Source organism: Kaistella treverensis (genome assembly GCF_900114045.1).
Lineage (GTDB): Bacteria > Bacteroidota > Bacteroidia > Flavobacteriales > Weeksellaceae > Kaistella > Kaistella treverensis.
Map to the genome: position 1 here is coordinate 16,450 of NZ_FORQ01000003.1, position 24,823 is coordinate 41,272.

A 24,823-nucleotide genomic window follows, 5' to 3' on the forward strand; every position below is an offset into this window, starting at 1 on the left:
TTAGAATTTTAAAGTAACATTTAATCCGATATCTCTTGTTGTTGGTAGAGAACCGATTGACCATCCGTATGAACTTAGGCCACCGCCGACCATGTTTTCAGGGTCTGCATAAGGCAAGTTTTTGTGGATAATCCATAAGTTTCTACCTACTAAAGATACTTTAGCATCTCTCACCCAAGTCCCAGCCAAGATGGTTTTTGGAAGGGTATACCCAATAGCAGCTTCTCTTAGTTTAACATATGAACCATCATATACGAAACGGCTTGCAGGCATTCTAGCATACCCGTCTAATGATCCAAATGCTGAAGGGTTACGTGTATTGGTTGTATTCGGGCTACCATCCGGATTTACACCTGGCCAAACAATTCCTTTTTCTCTGATATCACCTACGGCAGATTCAGGATACAAACCTGTTGCCAAACCGTAATACATATCGGTAGAAAATACATCACCACCTTGTCTAACATCGATCAAGAAACTTACAGAAAGTCCTTTGTAATCAAAGCTGTTTCTTACACCACCAATCCAGTCTGGTGTTGCATTACCAATAATCTTGTTGTTTTCTTTTAAGTAATAACCAGTTGTAGCATTAACTACTGGCTGACCATTTAAGAAAACATAATCACTACCTACTAAAGTACCCCAAGCTTCACCTTCTCTTGCGTTAAGTGAAACACCACCTTGGTATCCTTGAAGTAATACGTTGGATACATCAGAAACTTCATTATGAAGAAGTTCAACAACTTTGTTTCTGTTTTGTGACCAGTTGATGTCCATATTCCAGGTAAAGTTTGAAGTTTTAATCGGAACAAGTCCTAAAGCAACTTCATAACCCCAGTTGTCAATCTGTCCAGCATTTACAGAAGCTGAGCTTAACCCAGACGCTGATGAAATTGGAAGAGTAGGAAGGATCTGGTTAATGGTTTTTGTTTTGTAGTATGCCAAATCAAAAGTGAATCTGTTTTTGAAGAAGCTACCTTCAGTACCCACCTCGAATTCTTTTGCTCTTTGTGGTTTCAAGTCAGCATTTGGCTGTCTTGTTTGAGTTCCGGAAAGACCTACATCACCAAAGAATCCTGCTGGAGCATAGTAGTATGCTAACTGATATGGATCTGCTGTTCCACCAACTTCAGCATAGTTTGCTCTTAATTTCCAGAAGTTCATCCAGCTTGGTTTTATCAATTCTGATAAGATCAAAGCACCGGTGACAGAACCGTAACCATAAACGTTGTTTCCTCCCGGAAGCGTTGAACTCTGGTCAACACGGTAAGTTCCATCTAAATAGAAGATTTTGTAGAAATCGAAAGATGCTGAAGCATATCCCGAATTCGTTTGCCAAGTTACTTCACTTTCAGAAGGTGCTAACGTAGGTGCAGCACTGTTACCAAGGCTATAGATATTTCTGATTACCAAACCTCCTTCTGTAGAAGCGTAAAGGCTGCTATTGTAGTTTCTTCTTATAGTTCCACCGACGATACCGCTAACATTTACATTATCTGTAATATCAAATTTATAGTTACCGATCAAATCGTAGTTGGTTTCGCTTCGACGAACATCTCTTCTTGCGTATCCTGATGCAACATCGTTACCAGAAGCACCAAAACCAGTTGCAAGCGTACCAACTGCCATTTTTTGCTCAACGCGCAGATCACTTCTGTCATAAGAAACTCTACCCATTACACTGATATCCTTTGTAAAGTCATAGGTTATGCTCGCAACATTAAAGTTTCTGTTTCTTTGGTCTCTAGGTGCATTCTCATACGCCTGGAAGTAAGGGTTGTTCCAGAAAATTGGTCGCGTATTGCTGGAATCGTAAGGGTTCCAGGTTACGTTACCGTAATTGTTAGCTTCTACCGGATTCGCAATGTTTCTGAAATAAGCATCTCTTAGCGATAATACATCTACGTTGGTTTGCCACCATTGTCTGAAACCAGACATAATATTGTCACTGTACGCTCCGATTGCTCTACCTTTTGTATCTTGTAAAGTTAATGTTGTGTAGAATGATGCGTGAAGCTTTTCTGTAAAATCGTAATTTGCTTTTAAAGAGAAGGTGTTTTTGGAAAGTTTAGAGTTCGGCATTATTCCACTTTGCGTCATGTTATCATAAGAAAACAAGATGTTTGAGTTTTGATTGCCTTTTTGCAATGAAACAGTATTCGAGAAAGTGAAAGGTGTTTCGAAAAATTCAATTGGAGTGTTTTTACCAGCTACCCAAGGAGTCGCTTTACCATATGTTGGTGAAGTCGGATCCAAAGATTCCCATTGGTAAACCAACTGATTCGGGTTGAATCTTGGTCCCCAAGAAGCATCTTCTGCAAAGTTTGCATAGAAATTTCCGTCTGGTGCAGGATTTTCGGTATAGAAGGTAGTATCGTATCCAGCGCCGTATTTGTCTTGGTATTCAGCAAAGGTGCTTTTATCAACAAATCCTGCTTGAACACCTGTTGACCAGGTTACACCCCAAGATCCGTCATCATTTCCTCTACCGTTTTTGGTAGTAATCAAAATTACACCATTCAAACCTCTTTCACCGTAAAGAGCAGATGCTGCCGCACCTTTCAAGACGTTGATTGAAGCGATATCTTCCTGGTTGATGTCAGAAAGCGCGTTACCGTAATCTGTATTACCGTAGAGTGAAGAGGTGTTGTTAACAGGCGACCCGTCAATTACCACCAACGGAGCAGCACCGTCTACAGACTTAACCCCTCTAATTACCAAGTTGGCAGAACCCCCAAAGTTACTGGTTGTAGTAACATTAAGACCTGCAACTTTCCCGGAAAGTTGAGAAGCAATGTTTCCTGTGTTGGTTGTTCCTTCTGTTAAAGCGTCTGCTTTAACCTCCTGAGAAGAGTAACCCAGTGATTTTTTCTCTCTTTTAATACCTAAAGCCGTAACTACGACGCCTTCGATATCCTGTGTTTTAATTGTATCTCTTGTCTGTGCATTTACCAAAGCAAATGAAGCAGTCAAAACTACAGCTAAAACGCTTGTTGTTAGTTTCTTCATATCAAATTAAATTTTTTCATTACAACAAAAGTGCACACTTTAATTTATATATCCAAATTATTTGTTAACAAATTCTTAATTAATTTGTATTTTTGTCACCTTAATTACCATTTAATTATTAAAAAGATACTATAAATGAAATTGCGTAAAAGCTGGTCATCGCTCTACCTGGAGGCAGGTTGCGATGAAGTAGGAAGAGGATGTCTTTGCGGTCCGGTCGTAGCTGCAGCTGTTATTTTACCCAAAAAATTTAAGCAAAATTTGGTTAATGATTCCAAAAAATTAACGTTTCAGACCCGAATGGATTTGGACTCCTATATTAAAGAAAATGTAATGGAGTTTGCAATTGCGGAACTTCCGCCGTCTTTTATAGATGAACACAATATTCTAAACGCCAGCATTCACGCGATGCACCGTGCCGTAGATCAATTAACGACGCGCCCGGAACTTATATTAGTTGATGGCAACCGGTTCCACGCTTATCCTTTTATTCCACATCAGTGTATTATAAAAGGTGATGAAATATTTCTTTCAATTGCGTGTGCTTCAATTTTAGCAAAAAATTACCGTGATCAACTGATGATAAAACTTCATGACGAATTTCCGCAATATGGCTGGAACACCAATATGGGCTATGCGACAAAAGCACATCAGAATGCATTAATGGAATTTGGGCCAACTGTTCATCACCGAAGGTCATTCCGCTTAGATTATAGCCAAGCGGCGCCGGAAGAGGAAGCAGCATATTTAGAAGCATAAAAAAGCCGGAAGATTTTCTTCCGGCTTTTTTGGTGTTTTTTTCTATTTCTTCTTAGACTGCTGTTGCTGAAGTTTTTGCTGCTCCTGTGCTTTTTCCATCATCACGCGCATTCTTTTCTGAAGTTTTCCTTCTTTCTTCGGCTCTTTCAATTTATTCGCCTGTATTTGGGCATGAATTTTCTTTTCATCCAAAATCCAATATTTAATGACTAAAATGATTAAAATATTAATCGCATTCGATACGAAGTAATACCACGAAAGTCCGGATGCGGAGGTATTAAGGAAGAAAAGGAAAGTAATCGGGAAAATGTACATAATCACTTTCATATTCGGCATACCTTCCTGAGTTGGCTGCTGAATATTCCCCGCCGTCATTACGGTGTAAATTAAAATCACCACGGTACACGCAATCGCAAATATGCTTAAATGATCTCCTAATAATGGAATTGAAAACGGAAGTTTAATTACGTCATCATACGCAGTTAAATCCTTAGCAAACCAAAAACTTTTACCCCTTAAATCGATCATATTTGGGAAAAAGCGGAATAGGGCGTAGAAAATCGGCACCTGTAAAAGTCCCGGCAAACAGCCCGCCATTTGGTTTACTCCGGCTTTCCGGTAAACCGCCATGGTTTCCTGCTGCTTTTTCATCGGGTCGGCGTCTTTGTATTTCGCATTCACCTCATCTATTTCAGGACGAATTACGCGCATCATCGCGCTCAGCTTATGCTGCTTAAACATTACCGGCGACAAAATAATTTTCACGATGATTGTCATCAGGAAAATTACCCAACCTGCAGCTAATCCCCAACTTGAAATCAAATTGTACATCGGGATGAAAAACCATCGGTTTAAAGTTCCGATGAACGACCAACCCAGTGGAAGCAATTCATCGAAGTTTTTGTCGTAAGATTTTAATAAAGGCAAATCCAAAGGCATGAAATACCATTTGTAATTCTGGCTCATTTCACCGCCGGCCAAATCAACCTGACCGTTAAAATTAAATTTTTTCAGAAAATCGCCTTCGTCAATCATGTCCTGACTGCCCTGCGAGTTTTTAAAACCGTTTTGCGGCTCTATCACCATCGCGAAAAACTGCTGTTTTATAGCCAACCAGTTTAGGGTTTCGTCCGGTTCCTCCATTGTGGTTCTTCCGTCGTAATCAAAACTACTGTAATTATCGAAAACGTAATTAAATTCCGTATGCGTTTGTTCCTGCGAACGTCCTTTTTCATGCTGTCTTGCGGTGAAATCCCAAACAAAATCAGCTTTCGTGTCAGAAACCAATTGTGATAAACCTTGGGTTTTCACATTAAAATCTATCGTGTATTTTCCAAGCAACGTATAAATGAATTGGATCACAGCGCCGTTTGCATTAGCCTGCATCGTTACGGTATTTCCGTTTTGTGTCGGCGTGAAAACTAAATCTTTAGTGCTAAATATTTTACCCGTTTTATCTTTAAACTGAAATCCGTATGAAGAATTATTCTGGTCAAAAAGCAGTAATTTTTTGTCGTTTACATCCGTATTTTTGTTGTACGCTTTGTACTCGTTCAGCTCCACGGTAGAAAGCTGCCCACCCAAAGTTGAAATAGAAACCGTCAACTCTTTATTTTTTAACTGAACTTGCTGAATTGAAGTTGCCTGTACACTGTCGTTTAGGTTTGCAACAACAGCAGGTTTTGTAGCATTAGGAGCCGCCGGTGCTGCCTGCGTTGTATTTTGCGCCTCTTTTAATTGCTGTTCCTGCGCATTTTTATTTTGGAAATAAAACATGGCGCCGATGATAAGCATCGAAAACAAAACGAAACTGATCAGTTGGTTTTTATCTAAACCGTTATTTTGCTGCATTTTAATTTATTTGGAATTGAATTATAAAGCTCAAAAAAAAGTCTTTTTAACGCCCAATAATTTTAGGTGGCAAAAATACTGAAATTTTTGGCAATCAAGAAGATTTTACCTATTCATTTAAAAAACAAGAGATAAAAAACATTTGTCCTTTATCTCCTGCTGATTATTTTTTCGTGGAAGCTTTGATGAGCGCCTTGAACAAAGGGTGCGGCGAGGCAACCGTACTTTTGTATTCCGGGTGATATTGTACCCCGATGTAAAACGGATGATCTTTCAACTCAATGGTTTCTACCAGTTCTGTTTCCGGATTAAAACCGGTAGGAATTAAACCGTTCTTCTCGAATTCCTCTTTATATTCAGAATTGAATTCATAACGGTGTCGATGTCTTTCCGAAATATTTTTTGTACCATAAATTTCATTCAGTTTAGAGCCGCTTTTCAGCGCGCATTTCCAGGCACCAAGGCGCATTGTTCCGCCTTTTTCCACCACATTTTTCTGGTCTTCCATCAGGGAAATTACAGGTTCCGGTGTAGAAGTATCAAATTCCATCGAATTGGCTTTCTGGTAACCCAAGACATTTCTCGCAAATTCAATCGTCATAATCTGCATGCCCAAACAAATTCCCAAAAGCGGAATATTATTTTCTCTCGCGAATTTCGCGGCTGCAATTTTTCCCTCAATTCCGCGGTCACCAAATCCGGGCGCAATCAGCATTCCGTCAATTCCCTGCAAAGTTTCGGCGATATTTTCTTCCGTCAGCTCACCGCTGTACACCCAACGGATTTTCACCTCGGTTTCCATATCGGCACCAGCGTGGATAAAGGCTTCCGCGATGGATTTATAAGAATCCTGCAAGGAAACATATTTTCCAATCAGCGCGATTTCCACCGATCTTTTCGGGTTTTTATATTTTTTCAAAAAGCTTTTCCAGTCTTTCAGATCGGCTTCTTTTTCAGATTTCAGGTTCAATTCCTTTAATACTACATCGTCGAAATCCTGTTTCTGCAAATAAAGCGGAACTTCGTAAATGGTTTCCAAATCTTTACATTCAATCACGTTTTCCAGCGGCACGTTGCAAAACTGCGCCAGTTTCATGCGCTGCTCTTTCGGGATAATGTGCTCCGTACGGCAAACCAAAACGTCGGCTTGTATTCCCGATTCCATCAGCTGGCGTACCGAGTGTTGCGAGGGTTTCGTCTTCAGTTCTCCGCTTGAGGCCAAATACGGCAGCAAAGTCAGGTGAATCACCATAGAATTTTGCTCGCCCAGTTCCCATTTCAGCTGTCGTACACTTTCGATGTACGGCAGTGATTCAATATCGCCCACCGTACCGCCAATTTCAGTGATGATGATGTCGTAGTTCTGTTTCGCCAGAATTTTTATGCGGCGCTTGATTTCGTTTGTAATATGCGGGATTACCTGCACGGTTTTCCCCAGAAAATCACCTTTGCGCTCTTTTTCAATTACGGTTTGGTAAATTTTACCGGTTGTTACATTATTATTTTGCGAAGTTTTAGAATCCAGAAATCTTTCGTAGTGGCCCAGGTCGAGGTCGGTTTCCGCGCCATCTTCCGTCACGTAGCATTCGCCGTGTTCGTACGGATTCAGCGTTCCGGGATCGATATTTATATAAGGGTCAAGTTTTTGGATGGTGACATTAAAACCTCTCGATTTCAGCAGTAAGCCGAGCGATGCCGAGACGATTCCCTTGCCTAAAGAAGAAGTTACACCGCCCGTTACGAAGATGTATTTCGTGTTCTTTTTACTCATTAGATTAGGTTTGGGCAAAGTTAAGGGAATTTGCAACGTGGCGCAACTAAAGCGCTGCTAAATATTTTTAAGGAGCCGGGAACCTGCTTTCCGCTGTATCTTTTTCTCCTCGTTCCTCGTCAAAAAAGGATGCCGCTGCAATCAGGGCTAGAAATACTTCGCTGGAAAAAAAATATGCTGCTTTCGGCATTTTTTTTTAAAATTACTTCGCATGCAAAATCAAGAAAAAATGCTCATTTAACGCCGAATTTTTTAGTTGCGGAAAGTCTTCGTTAACAGATTTTCACAGATCAATGTGCCACGCAAAAAACTGTTTGTGCGCTAAAAAATTTCTTTTTCCTTTTTCCTTTTCACTTTTTCCTTTTCAAAAATCCCTGCATTCGCACCAAAAAAATTTGCTGCTATTTTGGCATTTTTTTTCAAAATTACTGCGCGCAAAAAATTTCCATAATCTGCCCTAAAAAAAGGAATTGGTCAATATGATACGCTAAAAACGTAAACCTGACAGTTGTCATACGAATGTGGCCGAAAGTGATTTAACTTCACCAAAGGAATTTTGTCCTACACACAGTTACAATGAAGTGACTGTAAAAAATTAAAAAAATGAAAAACACATTGAAATCCATTTTGGTTTTATTTGCTGTTACCCTTACTGGATTGGTAAATGCTCAAAACATCACAGGAAAATCTACAACTGTAAATATCGAAGGAACTTCACCAGTGCATGACTGGGTGATGAATGGGTCATCTGCAACCTTTACAGGAACTGTAGACGGAAACACCATCACCAATGTAAAATTCACAATGCCGACAAAAAGCCTCAAAAGCACCAAAGGAAAAATGATGGATAACAAAGCATATGGAGCGCTGAAATCAGATAAGTATCCTAACATTACTTTTACCGCACCTACATTATCAGTTGGAAAAGGAAATTTGGCAGGTAAAATGACGATAGCAGGTGTTACCAAAGAGGTGAATTTCCCTGTAACAGTAACTAAAAACGGTAAATCTTATCATATAACCGGGACTGAAAATATGAAACTTTCAACTTACGGTATGGAAAGACCTGGTTTCATGGGAGTAAAAACCGGTGATGCAATTAAAGTGACTGTAAATATTGTTGCGAACTAATCAAACAAGAAATATTCTTCAATAAAAAGTAGCCGCTTTCCAGCGGTTCTTTTTTTTGTAAAAATTTAATTATCCAAAAAAAAGAAGGAAATTCGCAACATGGCAAAAGTGAAAACGGCATATTTCTGTCAAAACTGTGGCTCACAATATCCGCAGTGGCTCGGGCAGTGTAAAAATTGTGGCGAGTGGAATACTCTGGTTGAAGAAATTGTAGAGAAATCTCCCGCGAAAACTTTTACGGAGAAATCGAAGCAGCATATTATCAATATTATAGAGGTTCAAACGGAGGAAGAACCGCGTATTACAACGCCTTCTGAGGAATTGAACCGGGTTTTGGGCGGCGGCATTGTCCTGGGTTCCGTAACCCTGATTGGCGGCGAGCCCGGCATCGGAAAATCGACATTACTGCTGCAGCTGGCGCTGAAAATGAATAAGAAAATTCTCTACGTTTCCGGCGAAGAAAGTGCCTCACAAATCAAAATGCGTGCGGACCGACTGACGGAACTTCAAAACCCGAATTGTTATCTTTTTACCGAAACTTCGGTGGAAAAAATTCTTCATGAGGCGAAGAAATTACAGCCGGATTTTATGATTATCGATTCCATACAAACATTGCAAAGCCAGCTCATCGAAAGTTCACCCGGTACTGTTTCTCAGATCCGCGAATGTTCAAATGAAATAATTAAATTTTCTAAAGAAACCAATACACCGACTTTTTTAGTTGGGCATATTACCAAAGACGGCCAGATCGCGGGTCCGAAAGTTTTGGAACATATGGTAGATGTGGTTTTGAATTTTGACGGCGACCGCAATCATTTGTTCCGACTCTTGCGCGCGAGTAAAAACCGTTTTGGCTCTACAGCAGAAATCGGGATTTACGAAATGGTGTCGCAGGGTTTGAAAGAAATTAAAAATCCTTCGGAAATTTTAATAACTAAAAAGTTCGAGGAACTTTCCGGAAATTCTGTCGCAGTGACTTTGGAAGGAAACCGCCCGATGCTGATTGAAATCCAGGCGCTGGTAAGTTCCGCGGTTTATGGTACGCCACAGCGCAGTTGTACAGGTTTCGATTCCAAAAGACTGAATATGCTTTTGGCGGTTCTGGAAAAAAGAGCGGGTTTTCAGCTCGGTGCGAAAGATGTGTTTCTTAATATAACTGGTGGAATAAAAACAGGAGATCCGGCGCTGGATTTAGCCGTGGTAGCTTCTATTTTATCATCGAATGAAGATGTGGCGATTTCTGAACATTTCTGTTTTGCGGGAGAAATTGGTTTGAGTGGAGAAATCCGTCCCATTCCGCAGATTGAGCAAAGGATTTCCGAAGCTGAAAAACTCGGCTACGAAAAAATATTCGTTTCAAACCTTAATAAAATTCCAAAGAAAAAATACGGCATTACCATCGTGGAAGTGAGCAAGATTGAGGATTTTCATGAAAGCTTGTTTTAAAACTCATCATTAACCATTAATAATTACCAATTCATCCTCCAACCTCCATCTTCCATCCTTAAAACATGAATTACCTCGCGCATTCTTTCCTCACTTTTTCCGACGAGCAGATCGTGGGGCAGTTTCTGGAGGATTATATTCCGAATCGGGACCGCTATTCTTATCCCGAAAAAATGCAGCAGGGAATTACTTTGCACCGTGAAATCGATACTTTTACCGACGCACATCCGGAACTTCATTACGCGCGGAAAATTTTCAGTCCCATGGTGCGTTTATATTCCGGTGCCTTCGTTGATGTGGCGCTGGATTATTTTTTAGCAAACGCACTGTCGGAAAAAGAGTTGAAAAAACACGCTGAAAAAGTTTATCAGGCGCTGCGGAAAAATGAAGATTTTTTGCCAGAAAAGCTCCTAAAAATGGTGGACGCGATGGAAAAAGACAATTGGCTTTTCAATTACCGCCAAGATTGGGGAATTAAATATTCCATGCAGAATGTGCTGAATAAAGCGAAATATCTGGACAAAAGTTTAGGCGCTTTCGAAGTTTTTCTCAGCAATAAACCACAACTTCAACGGCATTTCGACGCTTTTTTTCCGGACCTTGTAGCGCACGTGCATGAAGTGAATTCCGGCTTTTAAAAGGTTTTGTACAAATACCTTTTGGGATAATTCAGTTTATCGCTTTGGCGGTTTCCGGCTACGATAATATGGATAATATTCATCTGATCATCGAAAAAATTATAAAGTAAACTCACTGCTGTTTCAACCTTTTTCGGTGCATTTACAGGTTCGGATTCCAGATAAATATTTACGGCTTCACTGTCTTCTTCAAAACCGATATAATTGACTTTTAGAAATTTGTTGTCTGCTTTCAGCTTCAAATATTCATGGCAGTATTTTTTCAAATAATCGTTGATCTGATTTTTATATTTCGCGTCATTAAAATGAACCGCGCTGCCGTATTTTTCTTTCAAGGCATTTTCCAAATCATCCAGAAAAAATTTGCCGGTAATTTCGAAAGTTTTTGATTTTTGGTTATAATTAAATTCTACCGAGCCAACGTGATACGGATGAATTTCTTTGGCCGGCGCGGTAAAAAAGAAAAAAAGCAGTAAAAAGGGCAGTATTTTTTTCAGCATTATGTTTTGCATTTCAGGTGACGAAATTAATCATTATTTTCGTAAAAATTTTTTTACAATGTCTGATTTTTTATTTTACTTAAACCTCGGCTGGGAACACATTATTTCTTTAGATGCGCTTGACCATCAACTTTTTATTTTGGTTTTGGTGGCGGCGTATTTCTACAAAGACTGGCGCAAAATCCTGCTTTTGGTTACCGCTTTTACCATTGGTCATTCCATAACTTTAGCTTTCAGTGTTTTAGATGTGTTCAGATTACCGTCAGCTTTAGTTGAAATTTTAATTCCGATTACCATTGTTTTAACGGCGCTGGACAATATTTTACTTCGGGAAAACCGGCAGAAATTGATGCAAATCAATTATGTTTTAGCACTTTTTTTTGGTTTGATTCACGGTTTAGGTTTCGCAAATACCGCGCGAATGGCAATGGCAGCGGAACAAACCATCGCGGTACCGCTTTTAGGTTTTAATATCGGTTTGGAACTCGGTCAAATTACTGTTGTTGTACTGATTATGACGCTGTTTTTCTTACTTTCAAAATTCTTGAAACTTCAGCAAAAATATTGGATCACCGGAATTTCCGTGGTTGCAATCTTACTTTCTGGACAAATGATTTTGGAACGGATGTAAAAATTCTGGGCTATTTTGCCCTTTTTTTCGATTTTGACTTCACCGAAAAATTTGAATTTGCGAAAACCGCAGAAAAAATTCGGTTCCAGCGTGGTTTTTTGGAAAAAAATACCAATATTTACACAAAATAATTAAATTTGAAATCTCACTAAGCATCTATGAAAATCAAATTCCTCGCTCTGGTCTTTTGTTCTACTGTGTTTTTCGGGCAGAACATTCAAAACAATCCTACAAGCAATCACGGCAATAAGTTTGAACAGCTCGGCACAATTCTGCCAACGCCGAACGTTTACAGAACAGGTTCTGGCGCGCCAGGACAAGGTTATTGGCAAAATCGTGCAGATTATGATATTACCGCGTATCTGGATGAGGACAAAAGAATTTTAAGAGGTTCGGAAACCATAACTTATTACAACAACTCACCCGATGATTTGGAATATTTGTGGCTTCAGCTAGATGAAAATGAGCAGTCGTCTGTAAAAAATGCAGGTTATGATTCAGAATCATTTTTGCCTAAAAGAGCAACGTCTGATGATTTAAAAGTGAGCGATTTACCGGCAAAAAATAATGGTTTCGGTGTGAACCTGGAAAAGGTAACAGACGCTTCGGGAAAAGCTTTGCCATACATCGTGAATAAAACGATGATGCGCATCGATTTACCTAAAGTGTTGAAAAAAGGTGAAAAAATTACCTTTAAAATAGATTGGAATTACAACATCCCGAACCGCATCGAAATGGGTGGCCGTGGCGGATACGAATTTTTCCCGGAAGACGGAAATGATTTATATACGATTACGCAATGGTACCCGAGAATGTGTGTTTACAGCGATTTCCGCGGTTGGCAGCATAACCAGTTTACCGGTCGTGGTGAATTTGCTTTAGCCTTTGGCGATTTTAAAGTTTCAATGAATGTTCCTGCGGATCACATCGTGGCTGCAACAGGTTCCGGGAAAAACTTCGAGGAAGTTTTGACTTCAGCACAACTTGCGCGTTGGAAACAGGCACAAAATGCTAACGAACCGATAGAAATTGTGACTTTAGAGGAAGCGAAGAAAGCGGAAAAAAGCAAGTCTAAGCAGCGAAAAACCTGGAAATTTGAAGCTGAAAATGTTCGTGATTTCGCCTGGACGTCATCCAGAAAATTTGTTTGGGATGGAATGAAAGTTACCATTCCTGAAAATAGAAATGAGGTAATGGCGATGAGTTTGTATCCGAAAGAAGCTTATAATCTATACCGAAAATTTTCTACGAAAGCCGTTGCACATACGATTAAAACTTATTCTGAATTCACAATTCCTTATCCGTATCCTGTAGCACAATCAATTGAAGCCGCAAACGGAATGGAATATCCGATGATTTGCTTCAATTTTGGGAGAACTGAAAAAGACGGTACATATTCCGAAGGAATTAAAAATGGAATGATCGGCGTAATCATCCATGAAGTAGGGCACAATTTCTTCCCGATGATTATTAATTCTGATGAAAGACAATGGTCCTGGATGGATGAAGGTTTGAATACTTTTGTGGAATATTTAACCGAAGAAAGATGGGATAATAATTTCCCGTCACGTCGCGGTCCGGCGCATACGATTGTAGATTACATGAAATTGCCGAAAGACCAGCTGGAACCGATTATGACGAACTCGGAAAATATCGTTCAATTTGGTCCAAACGCCTATTCAAAACCGGCAACAGGACTTAATATTCTTCGTGAAACGATTGTTGGTCGCGAACTTTTTGACAAAGCTTTTAAAACCTATTCTAAAAGATGGGCATTTAAGCATCCGGAGCCGGCAGATTTTTTCCGGAGCATGAACGATGCAAGTGCTGAAAACCTGGACTGGTTCTGGAGAGGTTGGTTTTACGGAATTGATCCGGTAGATATCGCTATTGAAAAAGTGACAGTTGCAAAGCCAGATTTTACAACCTTGCCACCAAACCGCGAGTTCATTTATACCATTGATCCGCCGTTGCAAAATGATTTTGTGGATATTTCGAAAATCAGAAATAAAGAAGATAAAAACATCACTTTTTATACGGACACGGATAAAGAAACTCAGGATTTTTACTGGCGTTACAACCGCGGCCAGGAAAAAGTAGACAGCAAAAAAGAATACCGAATTAAGGCCGATAATTTACAAACCGTGCCGGAAAAAGAAAGAGCTGCAGTTGAAGATATTTACGCTTATCAAATTGATTTCGCAAATAAAGGCGGTTTGGTAATGCCGCTGATTTTAGAATTCACTTTCGAAGATGGTTCAAAATTAAATGACAAATCTTCGGCGCAAATCTGGAGAAAAAATGAAAATAAGGTGTCGAAAACGTATTATTTCAAGAAAAAACTGAAATCAGTTCAGCTTGATCCGATGCGTGAAACTGCTGACATCGATACTTCGAATAATTTCTGGGGAGAGATTCCGGAACCGACTTCGAAATTTCAGGTTTTCAAACAAAAGCAGGAAGGTTCAGCGCGTGGCGCTGCAAACGGAAAAGTAAATCCGATGCAGGCAGCCGGAAAGAAAAAGTAGAAAATAAAATTTAATAAAAGTCATCTCATTGAGGTGACTTTTTTTCTGCCAAATTTTCTTGCAAATGGCTCTGCCGTGACAGATTAGCACAAAAGCTCCGTTGGCATTGTTTTCGTCAAAACCACCGCAGTATAATTAATAATTTAAACTAAAAAATATGTCAGTAAACTTTAAACCATTAGCAGACCGAGTTTTGGTAGAGCCAACCGCTGCTGAAACAAAAACCGCCTCAGGAATTATTATCCCCGATACGGCAAAAGAAAAACCACAGGAAGGTATTGTAGTTGCTGCCGGTCCCGGTAAAAAAGACGAACCTACAACCGTAAAAGTTGGTGATAAAGTGCTTTACGGAAAATATTCAGGATCCGAATTGAAGTTAGATGGTAAAGATTATCTGATCGTAAAAGAAGGCGATATCTTGGGAATTATTGGGTAACACTCTGTTTTCTAGTATATCAATTAACAATTAACAAATCAAGCGCAGGTAAATTACTCCCTCGCAAAAAATAAAAGAAAATGGCAAAAGAAATAAAATTTGATATCGAGTCAAGAGACGCTCTAAAAAGAGGTGTTGACGCTTTGGCGAACGCTGTAAAAGTAACTTTAGGACCAAAAGGTAGAAACGTGGTAATCGAAAAATCATTCGGTGCACCACACGTTACCAAAGACGGTGTTTCTGTCGCAAAAGAAATTGAGCTTGAAGACCGCGTAGAAAATATGGGTGCTCAAATGGTGAAGGAAGTTGCTTCCAGAACCAATGACATCGCCGGAGACGGAACAACTACAGCAACGGTTTTAGCTCAGGCTATCGTTCGCGAAGGTTTGAAAAACGTAGCTGCAGGTGCAAATCCAATGGACTTGAAAAGAGGGATCGACAAAGCAGTTTCTGCAGTTGTAGCAAATTTAAAAGAACAATCCAGAGAAGTTGGTGATTCATCAGAAAAAATCAAGCAAATTGCTTCAATTTCTGCAAATAACGACGATAACATCGGAACATTAATCGCTGAAGCTTTCGGTAAGGTTGGTAAAGAAGGTGTGATCACTGTGGAAGAAGCAAAAGGAACCGATACAACTGTAGATGTTGTTGAAGGTATGCAGTTCGACAGAGGTTACCAGTCGCCGTACTTTGTGACAAACCCGGAAAAAATGTTAACAGAGCTTGAAAATCCTTATATTCTTTTGGTTGAGAAAAAAATCTCTTCGATGAAGGAATTACTTCCGGTTTTAGAACCAGTTGCGCAGGCCGGAAAAGCTTTATTGATTATCTGTGAGGAAGTTGAAGGTGAAGCTTTGGCAACTTTAGTCGTAAATAAATTAAGAGGTTCGTTGAAAATTGCTGCAGTGAAAGCGCCAGGATTTGGTGACAGAAGAAAAGCAATGTTGGAAGATATCGCGATTTTAACTGGCGGAACTGTAATCTCGGAAGAAAGAGGTTTCACTATGGAAAACGCAACTTTAGAAATGCTTGGAACAGCTGAAAAAGTGGTTATCGATAAAGACAATACTACTTTGGTAAACGGTGGCGGTGACGAAGCTCAAATCAAAGGTCGTGTAAACCAGATCAAAGCTCAGATGGAAACTACAACATCTGATTACGATAAAGAAAAACTTCAGGAAAGATTGGCAAAATTAGCTGGTGGAGTAGCAGTACTTTACGTAGGTGCTGCTTCTGAAGTAGAAATGAAAGAGAAGAAAGACCGTGTAGATGATGCACTTCACGCAACAAGAGCCGCTGTAGAAGAAGGTATCGTTGCAGGTGGTGGTGTAGCGTTGGTAAGAAGTATTGCTTCCCTTAATTTCGAAGGAGAAAATATGGACGAAACTACCGGTATTAAAATCGTAAGAAGAGCCATCGAAGAACCATTGAGACAAATCGTGATCAATGCAGGTGGAGAAGGTTCTGTAATCGTAGCGAAAGTTGCGGAAGGTGAATCAGATTTTGGTTTCAATGCAAAAACTGACGAGTATGTAAACATGTACGAAGCGGGAATCATTGACCCAACTAAAGTGGTACGTGTTGCTTTGGAAAATGCAGCTTCCGTTTCCGGAATGTTGTTAACTACAGAGTGTGTAATCACCGAAGTTAAAAAAGATGAACCAGCAATGCCAATGGGTGGCGGAATGCCGGGAATGATGTAATATGCTTACTGCTTTAAGCCATAAGCAATAGGCTTTAAGCTTACTTATAGCAGAGAAAAAAATTCCGTGCTTTTAGCGCGGAATTTTTTGTTTTAGCAAACCCAAAAAATATGCCGTTATATCGGCTAATTTTTTAGATTTAAAGAATTTTGAGCCGTAAGCCGTAAGCCGTAAGCTTTAAGCTTACAGCAAAATGCGTAGAGCATTTAGCAAATAAAAAAAATCCGTGCTTTAAGCACGGAATTTTTTGTTTATCGCTTACAGCATAATGCCTAAAGCATACAGCAAAAATTATATCGTAGTTAGTCTCAGCGTGTTTGTTTTCCCGTCTACATAAGCCGGCGTCGCGTTCAGGTTGATCACAAAATCGCCTTTCTGAACAAAACCGTTGGTATGCGCCAGCATATTCACCTGAGTAATCGTCTCGTCGGTAGATTTGTGCATATCGTAATGAAAAGCGCGTACGCCCCAAAGCAAGTTCAACATCGTAATTACGCGTTTGTTAGAACTGAAAACGACAATATTTGAATTCGGTCTGTGTGCTGAAATTTGAAACGCGGTATAACCGGAATGTGTCAAAGTTACAATTGCTTCAACGTTTGTGGTTTTAGCAATTCTTACGGCTGCAAGACAGATTCTATTTGTAATAAAACGTTCATCGATGCAGTCAAAATCGTGCTCAATTGGCGAATTTTTTGTTCGGTAAAAATTAGTTTGCTCAATATTTTTTACAATTTTTGCCATATTCCGCACCACATCAACCGGATATTTTCCTACTGAAGTTTCACCGGAAAGCATTACCGCGTCGGCACCATCAAGAACCGAGTTCGCAACGTCGTTTACCTCAGCTCTGGTCGGTGTTAAACTATTGATCATGGTTTCCATCATCTGAGTTGCAATGATGACAGGTTTCGCATAATTTCGGGCTATAGCCACCAAATTTTTCTGAATCGCCGGAACTTCTTCCATCGGAACTTCTACACCCAAATCACCACGCGCCACCATTAATCCGTCGCATTCCATCAAAATCTGTTCGATGTTCCGAACACCTTCCGGCTTTTCGATCTTAGCGATAATTGGCGTTTTTTGCTTGTTTGTAGGGTGATTTTTTATAATTTCCTTTAAATCAATAATGTCCTGCGCGTGCCGCACAAAAGACAATGCAATCCAGTCAACTTCCAAATCGAGCATAAAGTTTGCGTCCTCGATATCTTTTTCCGTCAAAGCTGGTAAAGAAACATTCGTGTTCGGAAGATTTACGCCTTTTTTTGAGCTCAGCGGTCCCCCTTGAATGGTTTTCGCGCGAACAGTGTCAATGTCGTTTGTTTCTATAACCTGCAAAACCAGCTTTCCGTCATCGATCAAAATTCTTTCACCAACTTTTACATCTTTCGGAAACTGCTGATAAGTCATATAAACTTTGGTAGAATCGCCTTCAATTTTCTCATTGGTAAAGGTTAAAACATCACCGGGATTTAAATAAGAACCTTCTTTAACCACGCCAACGCGAAGCTTCGGTCCCTGTAAATCCCCTAAAATTCCAACGGAGTGACCAAACTCTTTGTTGATTTCGCGAATGGTTTCTATATTTTTCTTTACAATAGCGTAATCAGCGTGCGAAAAATTGATACGGAACACATCTACACCTGCTTTTACCAGCTCGATCATCGTTTCCTTGTCGGAAGATGCAGGGCCGAGTGTTGCGATGATTTTGGTCTTTTTTAGATATTTAATCATAATATTGAATTAATTGATAAAGCTCTTCGTCAGGGCTTAAATGAAAATTCTGAATTTGAAACATCAGATTTTCAGGGAGCAAAATTACTGAAAAATCATCAAATGGCTCCGATGTCTTTATGATATAATCTACATCCTGAAAATTTTTCAGCAAAAACGCGGAATCTTCGTCGCCGGAAAATAATTCGTGCGAAGTTTTGGTCTGTATTACCTGCGAAGCACGGTTGGAAATAAAGTGAACGCATACTTGCGTGGAATTGTGAAAAGCCCGGAAGCGAGGGAAATAATGATCTGAAATGTTGCCGCGTAGAATAAGGTCGGAAATCCGCTTAAAGCTAAAAGGATTTAAGGTGTTGAGGTGGTAAAAAAGTTCATAATCCGGGACCTCCTTTGCGAGACGGACCAGGCCGATCGTAATTTCGTCGTCATAGTCAATATCAAGGATGATCTTTTGGGTTTTCAATGATGCACTGTTTTTTATTTAAAATATAGAAGGCACGCTGTGCTGCTTTTTCTTCAGCTTTTTTCTTAGAGGTTTCCGTCGCGTTAGAAATGCTTTCGTTCTCGAGCCAAACGTACGTCCTGAAAACCAGGTTTCTATTTGCCTGAATTTCTTCGACAGTTTCGTAACGGATACTCAGCTTTTTTTTCTGGCTCCATTCCAGCAGCAAACCTTTGTAACTTACGATCTTATTTTCAAGCTTGTTGATTTCCGACGGCGTAAGCAAACGTTCGAGCACAATTCTTCTGCACGTGTCGTATTCTAAATCCAGGTAAAGTGCACCAATAAGCGATTCGAAAAGATTTCCCGCGAGATTTTCGCTTAAAGTCGTATGCGAATCATTCTGCAGAAAATTCGGTAAACCGAGTTCAGTACCAAGCTTATTGAGGTTTTTCCGGTTTACGATTTTAGATTTCATCTGCGTCAAGTATCCTTCGTTCGCGTGCGGATATGTTGCAAATAAATGACAGGAAATAATGGTTCCCAAGACAGAATCGCCTAAAAATTCCAGGCGTTCATAGTTGTTGTTTTGCTTAAATTTCGAAGATGATTTTAAAGAAAAAGCTTCGCGGTAAAGATTGATGTTTTGAATGGAACAACCGATGATTTTGGTAATTTCATTGCTTAAATGGTAATCTTTTTCCGAAAGTGTTTTTTTTCTTCTGACCAGGAATTTAGAAAGGTATTTCTGTAACTCCATTGTTGAAGTTCTTAGATTTTAGTGAAAAGTACGCACGCATTATGCCCGCCAAAACCGAAAGTATTGCTCATCGCTACATTTACTTCTTTTTCCACTGCGTGGTGGAAAGTAAAGTTCAGTCGACTGTCAATTTTTTCATCATCCGTGAAATGATTGATCGTTGGAGGAACAATATTGTGGATGATGGTATGGATTGCGGCAATAGCTTCCACAACGCCCGCAGCACCTAATAAGTGACCGGTCATTGATTTTGTGGAATTGATCTGAATGTCAAACGCATGTTCACCTAAAAGTTTCGAGATTGCGTTGGATTCCGCAATATCGCCTAATGGAGTAGAAGTTCCGTGCATATTGATGTGATCCACTTCGTCTGCACTTATTCCGGCATCTTCCAGGCAATTTTTCATTACCAGATAAGCACCTAAACCTTCAGGATGCGGAGCAGTCATATGGTAAGCATCAGCACTCATTCCGCCACCTTTAAGTTCAGCATAAATGGTTGCGCCACGTTTTACCGCATGCTCATATTCTTCTAGAATAATGGTTCCGGCCCCTTCGCCCAAAACAAAACCATCGCGGTCTTTGTCAAAAGGTCGGGAAGCAGTTTTAGGATCGTCGTTTCGGGTTGAAAGCGCCATCATGGCATTAAAACCACCCACGCCGCTCGCTGTAACAGCAGCTTCAGAACCACCGCAGACAATAACGTCTGCTTTGCCGAGCTGAATAAGCATTTTAGAATCGATAATCGCGTTCGCAGAAGAAGCACACGCAGAAACTGTCGTGTAGTTCGGTCCGTGAAAACCGTATTCAATAGAAATTTGACCGCCAGTGATATCGGCAATCATTTTTGGAATAAAAAACGGGTTGAAACGCGGGATTTCCGTGTTTGCCCAGCCCAATACCTCCTGTTCGAAAGTTTCCAGACCGCCAATTCCGGAGCCCCAGATTACGCCAACTCGGTTTTTATCAAGTTCGCCTTCCATAATTCGGGAATGTGCCACGGCTTCGCGCGCGGCAACAACGCCCAGTTGCGTGTTTCTATCCATTTTCTTCGCTTCTTTCTTATCGAAATGCTCCAATGAATCGAAGTTTTTAACCTCGCACGCAAATTTGGTTTTAAAGTTTCTGGCATCAAAAAGAGTAATAGGAGCAGCACCGCTCTCACCTTTCACAAGGCTTTCCCAGAAATCTTTGGCATTTTTTCCTACAGGTGTAATAGCGCCGAAGCCGGTAACAACTACTCTTTTTAATTCCATAAATCTTTTCTTTGTGATAGAATATTATTTGTTCACTACTTCTTCAATGTAAGCAATAGCGTGTCCTACCGTTGTAATTTTTTCTGCTTGGTCATCAGGAATCTGAATGTTAAATTCTTTTTCGAATTCCATAATTAGTTCTACAGTGTCCAAAGAATCAGCTCCTAAATCATTAGTAAAGCTAGCTTCTGGAGTTACTTCTGTTTCTTCAACGTCGAGTTTATCAGCGATAATCGCTTTTACTCTTGATGCAATGTCTGACATAGTATTAAATTTTAATTAATTGTTAGTTGCTGCAAATATATAAAATTCTTTATTAGTAGCACTTTTTTTAGTATTTTTTACCTGCTCTTCGGTGCTTTTTTTCGGAATTTCCTACCTGCATTATTTTATAAAAAGTGGGCAAATATAGCCTAATTTTCTTGAGTAAGGTTCGATAAAAATAGAAAAACTTCAGATTAAATTTTATTAAAACTGAAAATAGAAATTTAGAAAAAATGTCTTTTTAACCCGATTTTTTTTAAAATGAAGTTGCCATAAACCACTCATTCACCAGCGCCGCGGCTAACCTTGCGGTTCTTTCATTTTCGTCGAAATTTGGGTTCACTTCAGCAACATCCAGCGCGATTACTTTATTTGAATCGAAAATATGCTTATAAATATGCATAAAAGCCGCATCCGCAAAAATCCCGTTATAAGCAGGCGCAGAAACGCCCGGTGCTATTGCCGCATTGAAAACATCCATACAAATGGTGATGTAAAGCAAATCCACATCCGCAATGAACTCCTCAATTTTTGGGTACAAAACAGGCAAATTTTCGAAAAATATTTCTTCCGCCAAAATGTATTTCATTCCCATCTGATGGGCGGAATCAAATAATTTTAAGGTATTTGAATTCCGCTGAATTCCGATGTGTAATGAATGAAGTTTTTCCTGCTGCGCGATTTGCCAAAATCCCGTTCCGGAAGTTGCGCCGATATTTTTGTCGATTTCCCGGTTATCAAAATGCGCATCAAAATTGATGATTCCGATTTTCTTTTCCGGAAAAGCGGCTTTAATGCCGGAAAAATGCGCGAACATCACTTCATGTCCGCCACCGAAAACCAAAGATTTTCCTTTTTGTTCTAAAGTTTTTTTAACGGCTTCAGCGAGGTTTTTTTGAGATTTGTCCAAGTCACCGTCTTCACAGAAAATATTTCCAAAATCCTTTAGCACAAAATGCGGATTGACAACCGGAAAGTTCGCGGTGCTTTTTCGCACAATGTCTGGTGCGTTTTTCGCGCCTTGGCGGCCTTTATTTCTCTTAACACCTTCATCCACCGCAAAACCGTGCAGTACAAAATCATTTTCCTTTATGATTTCATAACTGCTTTCTTCGGTAACACGTTGGAAAACCCGGTGATAGAGTGGTTCCTCACCATCGAAGCGTCCTTGCCAGATCATGGGCTAAATTTGAGATTTGAGATTTGACAATTTGAAAATGTGATGATTTGAAAATTAATTCCTTCGCGTATATTGTTATGGAATAATTTTCAGCAATTATTTAAGTTTTATTTACACCGAAACATGCTTTTCAGCATACGCCATCGCGGCTTCTTTCACCCAGGAATGTTCGCGCTGCGCTTTCCGCTTGGTTTCCAAACGTTTTTTGTTGCACGGGCCATTTCCTTTCAAAACTTCCATAAATTCATCCCAAGGCAATTCTCCAAAATCGTAATGCTGCGTTTTTTCGTTCCATTTCAAGTCTTTGTCCGGAATTTTTAGACCTAAAAATTCTGCCTGGGAAACGGTAACATCCACAAATCTTTGACGAAGTGCATCGTTGCTTTCTCTTTTTACCCGGTAATTCATGGATTTTTGCGAATTTGGCGAATCGGCATCGTTCGGTCCGAACATCATCAACGCCGGCCACCAGAAACGGTTCAAAGCTTCCTGAGCCAGATCTTTCTGCTCTTTTGTACCGCGACAAAGTGTCATCAAGATTTCATAACCCTGTCTTTGGTGAAAAGATTCCTCTTTACAGATTCTCACCATGGCGCGGGAATAGGGTCCGTAAGAATTTCCCATCAACATCACCTGATTCATAATCGCAGCGCCGTCTACGAGCCAACCAATCGCGCCAATATCCGCCCAACTCAGCGCCGGATAATTAAAGATGCTGGAATATTTTGCTTTTCCGGAAAGCATATCATTGTAGGTGGAATCCCGGTCTGCCGCAATTTCACCGTTGTTCAGAGTTTCTGTTGCGGCGTATAGATACAAACCGTGGCCGGCTTCATCCTGAATTTTTGCTAAAAGTGCCATTTTTCGTCGGAGCGAGGGCGCGCGGGAAATCCAGTTGGCTTCGGGCAACATTCCCACTATTTCGGAGTGCGCGTGCTGAGAAATCTGGCGTACGAGCAGTTTTCGGTAATCATCGGGCATTACATCTTTAGGTTCGACTTTATTTTCTGCCTGTACGTATTCTAAAAATTTATCGTTATTCATTGCTTTTTTTTTGAAAATTAAAAATTAAAAATTTGAGAATTTGAAAGTTAGGAGGTGTAGTTTAAAGTACTTTTTCAAATCATTTTCAAATCAGCACATTTTCAAATTAATTAATTGATTCTTCCTCTTTTAAATAAAGTCCGATTTTGCCGTCGGAAAATTCGCCGGCTACAAAAGTTACGGTTTTTTCCGGACTTCGGATTTCGTACTCATTAAAGAGATAAGGATTTCCGGTTTTTGGACCAATCACTTCAATCTTGCGGTCAGAGCAATGCCAATAATAGTTCCAGATGTTCAATCCTTCTACTTTAAATTCTTTGTCTTCTTCGATAATCGAAGCAAATTTCCAGCTTGCCATTTTTTCTGTTTTTTTTAATTTCACTTAAACGTCATAGTTCAACATCACCACATTGGTCGTCGGGTGACATTGGCACGTTAGTACAAAACCGCGCTCCACTTCGTCTTCAGTAAGCGCAAAGTTTTTCTCCATAAATACTTCACCTTCCATCACCTGTGCTTTGCAGGTACAGCAAACGCCGCCTTTGCACGCAAACGGTACCGGAAGTTTCTCATCTAACGCCTGATCCAGAATACTTTTTTTCTTGGAATTCAGGTGAAAGGAATATTCATCGTCATCGATAATCAATGTCACCATACTTTCCAGATTGGGAATAGCTTTAAATTCTTCACTCATATCTGCATTGCCTTCCTGGTCGGGCGCAACGTAATATTCATACATAATCTGTAAAGACGGAACTTTCTTTTCTTTTTTCAAATAATCTGAAATTCCTTTAATCATTTCCGAAGGTCCGCAAATAAAATAGGTGGAATCCTGCACCGGAATCTGGTCAAACCTTTGAAACAAAAGATCCAGTTTTTCCGCAGAAATTCGTCCTTCAAAAAGTTCATCCTCAAAATGCTTTTCGCGCGAAAGCAGAAAAATAACCTTCAAACGTCCCTGAAATTTTTCTACCAGCTCATCGATCTCTTTTTTAAATATAATTTCATTAAAACTTTTATTGCTGAAAAAAAGATAAGCTGAACTTAAAGGTTCCTGAAGTAGTGCTTCTTTAATATTGGATAAAACCGGCGAAATTCCACTTCCTGCCGCTAAACCGACATAGGTTTTTTGGTTTGATGGATGATAATGCGTGTAAAAGTGCCCCGACGGCGCGAGAACTTCCAGCATATCACCGGCTTTTAATTCCTGGTTTAAATACGTGGAAACTTTACCGTTTTCCAGATGTTTTACCAAAATTTCCAGCTCGTTGTTTTTTTCGCTCGGCGCGTTGACGATGGAATAGCTGCGGCGCAAATCTTCACCTTCAAAAACAAATCTTACATTCAGATATTGCCCTTGTTTAAAGGAAAATTCGTGGCGGAGATGGTCTGGTATTTCAAAAGCGATATGTACGCAATCGTTGGTTTCGCGCGTAACTCTCGTTGTTTTTAGCTGGTGGAAATGGTGCATAATAAGTAAAAATCTCAAATAAAGTGAGTTCAACAAATATACTTATTTTTTAAAAGCTGAAAAATTGGAAGCCTGCTTTTCAAATCAGAAAAATTTCCTCCTTTAACGGCATATTTTTTAAAAATGGAATTTTGCTATTTTGCTAAATCCGGAAAAATTGACTGAAAGCCAGTGCTTTAGAAAATGCAAATCGGAAAAATTGGCTTAAATAACGGCAAATAAATGCGTTAGAATAATTTTTGATGACAGAAAGTTGAATTAAATAA

21 protein-coding genes are annotated in these 24,823 nt (G+C 39.8%); 8 read left to right on the forward strand and 13 right to left on the reverse strand.

The genetic code is table 11. From position 1 onward, the window contains the following. The gene (locus BMZ55_RS08205) at positions 1 to 3,009 is read right to left on the reverse strand and encodes a SusC/RagA family TonB-linked outer membrane protein (RefSeq protein ID WP_089819947.1); all 3,009 of its coding nucleotides are present in this window, start codon (positions 3,007 to 3,009) and stop codon (positions 1 to 3) included. 135 nt (positions 3,010 to 3,144) lie between these two features. Between BMZ55_RS08205 and BMZ55_RS08210 the strand changes: the two genes are divergently transcribed. Further along, on the forward strand, positions 3,145 to 3,768 hold the full coding sequence (locus tag BMZ55_RS08210) for a ribonuclease HII (RefSeq protein WP_089819948.1): 624 nt from the start codon (positions 3,145 to 3,147) through the stop codon (positions 3,766 to 3,768). 42 nt (positions 3,769 to 3,810) lie between these two features. On the opposite strand, the gene yidC is transcribed toward BMZ55_RS08210, so the two are convergent. Together yidC and BMZ55_RS08220 are read right to left on the reverse strand one after the other, a co-directional pair. Then, on the reverse strand, positions 3,811 to 5,619 hold the full coding sequence (gene yidC, locus BMZ55_RS08215) for a membrane protein insertase YidC (protein ID WP_089819949.1): 1,809 nt from the start codon (positions 5,617 to 5,619) through the stop codon (positions 3,811 to 3,813). Between the two features lie 163 nt (positions 5,620 to 5,782). Then, positions 5,783 to 7,390 (reverse strand): CTP synthase, encoded by a 1,608-nt coding sequence (locus BMZ55_RS08220; protein ID WP_089819950.1) that lies wholly within the window; start codon positions 7,388 to 7,390, stop codon positions 5,783 to 5,785. A 603-nt stretch (positions 7,391 to 7,993) separates the two neighbouring features. Here BMZ55_RS08220 and BMZ55_RS08230 point away from each other — a divergent pair. The 3 genes from BMZ55_RS08230 to BMZ55_RS08240 all read left to right on the forward strand — a co-directional run bounded on the left by BMZ55_RS08230 (position 7,994) and on the right by BMZ55_RS08240 (position 10,605). Continuing rightward, positions 7,994 to 8,521: a YceI family protein gene (locus tag BMZ55_RS08230; protein ID WP_089819952.1), complete on the forward strand. Its 528-nt coding sequence runs from the start codon at positions 7,994 to 7,996 to the stop codon at positions 8,519 to 8,521. Positions 8,522 to 8,620: 99 nt separating this feature from the next. After that, positions 8,621 to 9,967, forward strand: a complete 1,347-nt coding sequence (gene radA, locus BMZ55_RS08235) for a DNA repair protein RadA (protein ID WP_089819953.1) — start codon at positions 8,621 to 8,623, stop codon at positions 9,965 to 9,967. A gap of 65 nt (positions 9,968 to 10,032) precedes the next feature. Continuing rightward, a complete protein-coding gene (locus BMZ55_RS08240) occupies positions 10,033 to 10,605 on the forward strand; it encodes an acyl carrier protein phosphodiesterase (protein WP_089819954.1) in 573 nt (190 codons plus the stop codon). Here BMZ55_RS08240 and BMZ55_RS08245 read toward each other — a convergent pair. Further along, on the reverse strand, positions 10,602 to 11,105 hold the full coding sequence (locus tag BMZ55_RS08245) for a DUF6702 family protein (protein ID WP_233701927.1): 504 nt from the start codon (positions 11,103 to 11,105) through the stop codon (positions 10,602 to 10,604). The two genes, BMZ55_RS08240 and BMZ55_RS08245, sit on opposite strands and share 4 nt — an antisense overlap. Before the next feature lie 58 nt (positions 11,106 to 11,163). Between BMZ55_RS08245 and BMZ55_RS08250 the strand changes: the two genes are divergently transcribed. The 4 genes from BMZ55_RS08250 to groL all read left to right on the forward strand — a co-directional run bounded on the left by BMZ55_RS08250 (position 11,164) and on the right by groL (position 16,403). Continuing rightward, complete coding sequence (locus tag BMZ55_RS08250; protein WP_089820162.1) at positions 11,164 to 11,736, forward strand: HupE/UreJ family protein; 573 nt, start codon at positions 11,164 to 11,166, stop codon at positions 11,734 to 11,736. Positions 11,737 to 11,894: 158 nt separating this feature from the next. Then, positions 11,895 to 14,264 carry a M1 family metallopeptidase gene (locus BMZ55_RS08255; RefSeq protein ID WP_089819956.1) on the forward strand — a complete coding sequence of 790 codons (2,370 nt, stop codon included), beginning with the start codon at positions 11,895 to 11,897 and terminating at the stop codon, positions 14,262 to 14,264. Between the two features lie 157 nt (positions 14,265 to 14,421). Continuing rightward, the gene (locus tag BMZ55_RS08260; RefSeq protein ID WP_089819957.1) at positions 14,422 to 14,700 is read left to right on the forward strand and encodes a co-chaperone GroES; all 279 of its coding nucleotides are present in this window, start codon (positions 14,422 to 14,424) and stop codon (positions 14,698 to 14,700) included. 80 nt (positions 14,701 to 14,780) lie between these two features. Next, a complete protein-coding gene (gene groL / locus BMZ55_RS08265) occupies positions 14,781 to 16,403 on the forward strand; it encodes a chaperonin GroEL (RefSeq protein WP_089819958.1) in 1,623 nt (540 codons plus the stop codon). Between the two features lie 291 nt (positions 16,404 to 16,694). On the opposite strand, the gene pyk is transcribed toward groL, so the two are convergent. From pyk to BMZ55_RS08310, 9 genes are all read right to left on the reverse strand, one after another. Further along, complete coding sequence (gene pyk, locus BMZ55_RS08270; protein ID WP_089819959.1) at positions 16,695 to 18,140, reverse strand: pyruvate kinase; 1,446 nt, start codon at positions 18,138 to 18,140, stop codon at positions 16,695 to 16,697. After that, on the reverse strand, positions 18,133 to 18,603 hold the full coding sequence (locus BMZ55_RS08275) for an IPExxxVDY family protein (RefSeq protein WP_089819960.1): 471 nt from the start codon (positions 18,601 to 18,603) through the stop codon (positions 18,133 to 18,135). The genes pyk and BMZ55_RS08275 overlap by 8 nt, the downstream gene beginning before the upstream one ends. After that, the gene (gene rnc, locus BMZ55_RS08280) at positions 18,578 to 19,342 is read right to left on the reverse strand and encodes a ribonuclease III (RefSeq protein WP_039341734.1); all 765 of its coding nucleotides are present in this window, start codon (positions 19,340 to 19,342) and stop codon (positions 18,578 to 18,580) included. Before rnc ends, BMZ55_RS08275 begins: the two co-directional genes overlap by 26 nt. A gap of 11 nt (positions 19,343 to 19,353) precedes the next feature. Next, the gene (gene fabF, locus BMZ55_RS08285; protein WP_089819961.1) at positions 19,354 to 20,598 is read right to left on the reverse strand and encodes a beta-ketoacyl-ACP synthase II; all 1,245 of its coding nucleotides are present in this window, start codon (positions 20,596 to 20,598) and stop codon (positions 19,354 to 19,356) included. A gap of 24 nt (positions 20,599 to 20,622) precedes the next feature. Beyond that, positions 20,623 to 20,862 carry an acyl carrier protein gene (locus BMZ55_RS08290; protein WP_002976354.1) on the reverse strand — a complete coding sequence of 80 codons (240 nt, stop codon included), beginning with the start codon at positions 20,860 to 20,862 and terminating at the stop codon, positions 20,623 to 20,625. 256 nt (positions 20,863 to 21,118) lie between these two features. Further along, complete coding sequence (gene hutG / locus BMZ55_RS08295) at positions 21,119 to 22,042, reverse strand: formimidoylglutamase (RefSeq protein WP_089819962.1); 924 nt, start codon at positions 22,040 to 22,042, stop codon at positions 21,119 to 21,121. A gap of 111 nt (positions 22,043 to 22,153) precedes the next feature. Beyond that, a complete protein-coding gene (gene paaA, locus BMZ55_RS08300; protein WP_089819963.1) occupies positions 22,154 to 23,086 on the reverse strand; it encodes a 1,2-phenylacetyl-CoA epoxidase subunit PaaA in 933 nt (310 codons plus the stop codon). A gap of 106 nt (positions 23,087 to 23,192) precedes the next feature. After that, positions 23,193 to 23,444 carry a hypothetical protein gene (locus BMZ55_RS08305; RefSeq protein ID WP_089820163.1) on the reverse strand — a complete coding sequence of 84 codons (252 nt, stop codon included), beginning with the start codon at positions 23,442 to 23,444 and terminating at the stop codon, positions 23,193 to 23,195. Between the two features lie 24 nt (positions 23,445 to 23,468). Beyond that, positions 23,469 to 24,575 carry an FAD-binding oxidoreductase gene (locus tag BMZ55_RS08310; protein WP_233701928.1) on the reverse strand — a complete coding sequence of 369 codons (1,107 nt, stop codon included), beginning with the start codon at positions 24,573 to 24,575 and terminating at the stop codon, positions 23,469 to 23,471. Positions 24,576 to 24,823: the final 248 nt, after the last annotated feature.

Excerpts from the sequence above, each read along its gene's own strand:
- BMZ55_RS08260 (WP_089819957.1), top strand. The coding sequence starts at position 14,422 with ATGTCAGTAAACTTTAAACCATTAGCAGACCGAGTTTTGGTAGAGCCA.
- BMZ55_RS08255 (WP_089819956.1), top strand. The coding sequence starts at position 11,895 with ATGAAAATCAAATTCCTCGCTCTGGTCTTTTGTTCTACTGTGTTTTTC.
- groL (WP_089819958.1), top strand. The coding sequence starts at position 14,781 with ATGGCAAAAGAAATAAAATTTGATATCGAGTCAAGAGACGCTCTAAAA.
- BMZ55_RS08290 (WP_002976354.1), bottom strand. The coding sequence starts at position 20,862 with ATGTCAGACATTGCATCAAGAGTAAAAGCGATTATCGCTGATAAACTC.
- BMZ55_RS08305 (WP_089820163.1), bottom strand. The coding sequence starts at position 23,444 with ATGGCAAGCTGGAAATTTGCTTCGATTATCGAAGAAGACAAAGAATTT.
- BMZ55_RS08220 (WP_089819950.1), bottom strand. The coding sequence starts at position 7,390 with ATGAGTAAAAAGAACACGAAATACATCTTCGTAACGGGCGGTGTAACT.
- hutG (WP_089819962.1), bottom strand. The coding sequence starts at position 22,042 with ATGATCTGGCAAGGACGCTTCGATGGTGAGGAACCACTCTATCACCGG.
- BMZ55_RS08205 (WP_089819947.1), bottom strand. The coding sequence starts at position 3,009 with ATGAAGAAACTAACAACAAGCGTTTTAGCTGTAGTTTTGACTGCTTCA.
- pyk (WP_089819959.1), bottom strand. The coding sequence starts at position 18,140 with ATGATTAAATATCTAAAAAAGACCAAAATCATCGCAACACTCGGCCCT.
- fabF (WP_089819961.1), bottom strand. The coding sequence starts at position 20,598 with ATGGAATTAAAAAGAGTAGTTGTTACCGGCTTCGGCGCTATTACACCT.
- BMZ55_RS08210 (WP_089819948.1), top strand. The coding sequence starts at position 3,145 with ATGAAATTGCGTAAAAGCTGGTCATCGCTCTACCTGGAGGCAGGTTGC.
- radA (WP_089819953.1), top strand. The coding sequence starts at position 8,621 with ATGGCAAAAGTGAAAACGGCATATTTCTGTCAAAACTGTGGCTCACAA.
- BMZ55_RS08230 (WP_089819952.1), top strand. The coding sequence starts at position 7,994 with ATGAAAAACACATTGAAATCCATTTTGGTTTTATTTGCTGTTACCCTT.
- rnc (WP_039341734.1), bottom strand. The coding sequence starts at position 19,342 with ATGGAGTTACAGAAATACCTTTCTAAATTCCTGGTCAGAAGAAAAAAA.
- BMZ55_RS08245 (WP_233701927.1), bottom strand. The coding sequence starts at position 11,105 with ATGCTGAAAAAAATACTGCCCTTTTTACTGCTTTTTTTCTTTTTTACC.
- BMZ55_RS08250 (WP_089820162.1), top strand. The coding sequence starts at position 11,164 with ATGTCTGATTTTTTATTTTACTTAAACCTCGGCTGGGAACACATTATT.
- yidC (WP_089819949.1), bottom strand. The coding sequence starts at position 5,619 with ATGCAGCAAAATAACGGTTTAGATAAAAACCAACTGATCAGTTTCGTT.
- BMZ55_RS08240 (WP_089819954.1), top strand. The coding sequence starts at position 10,033 with ATGAATTACCTCGCGCATTCTTTCCTCACTTTTTCCGACGAGCAGATC.
- paaA (WP_089819963.1), bottom strand. The coding sequence starts at position 23,086 with ATGAATAACGATAAATTTTTAGAATACGTACAGGCAGAAAATAAAGTC.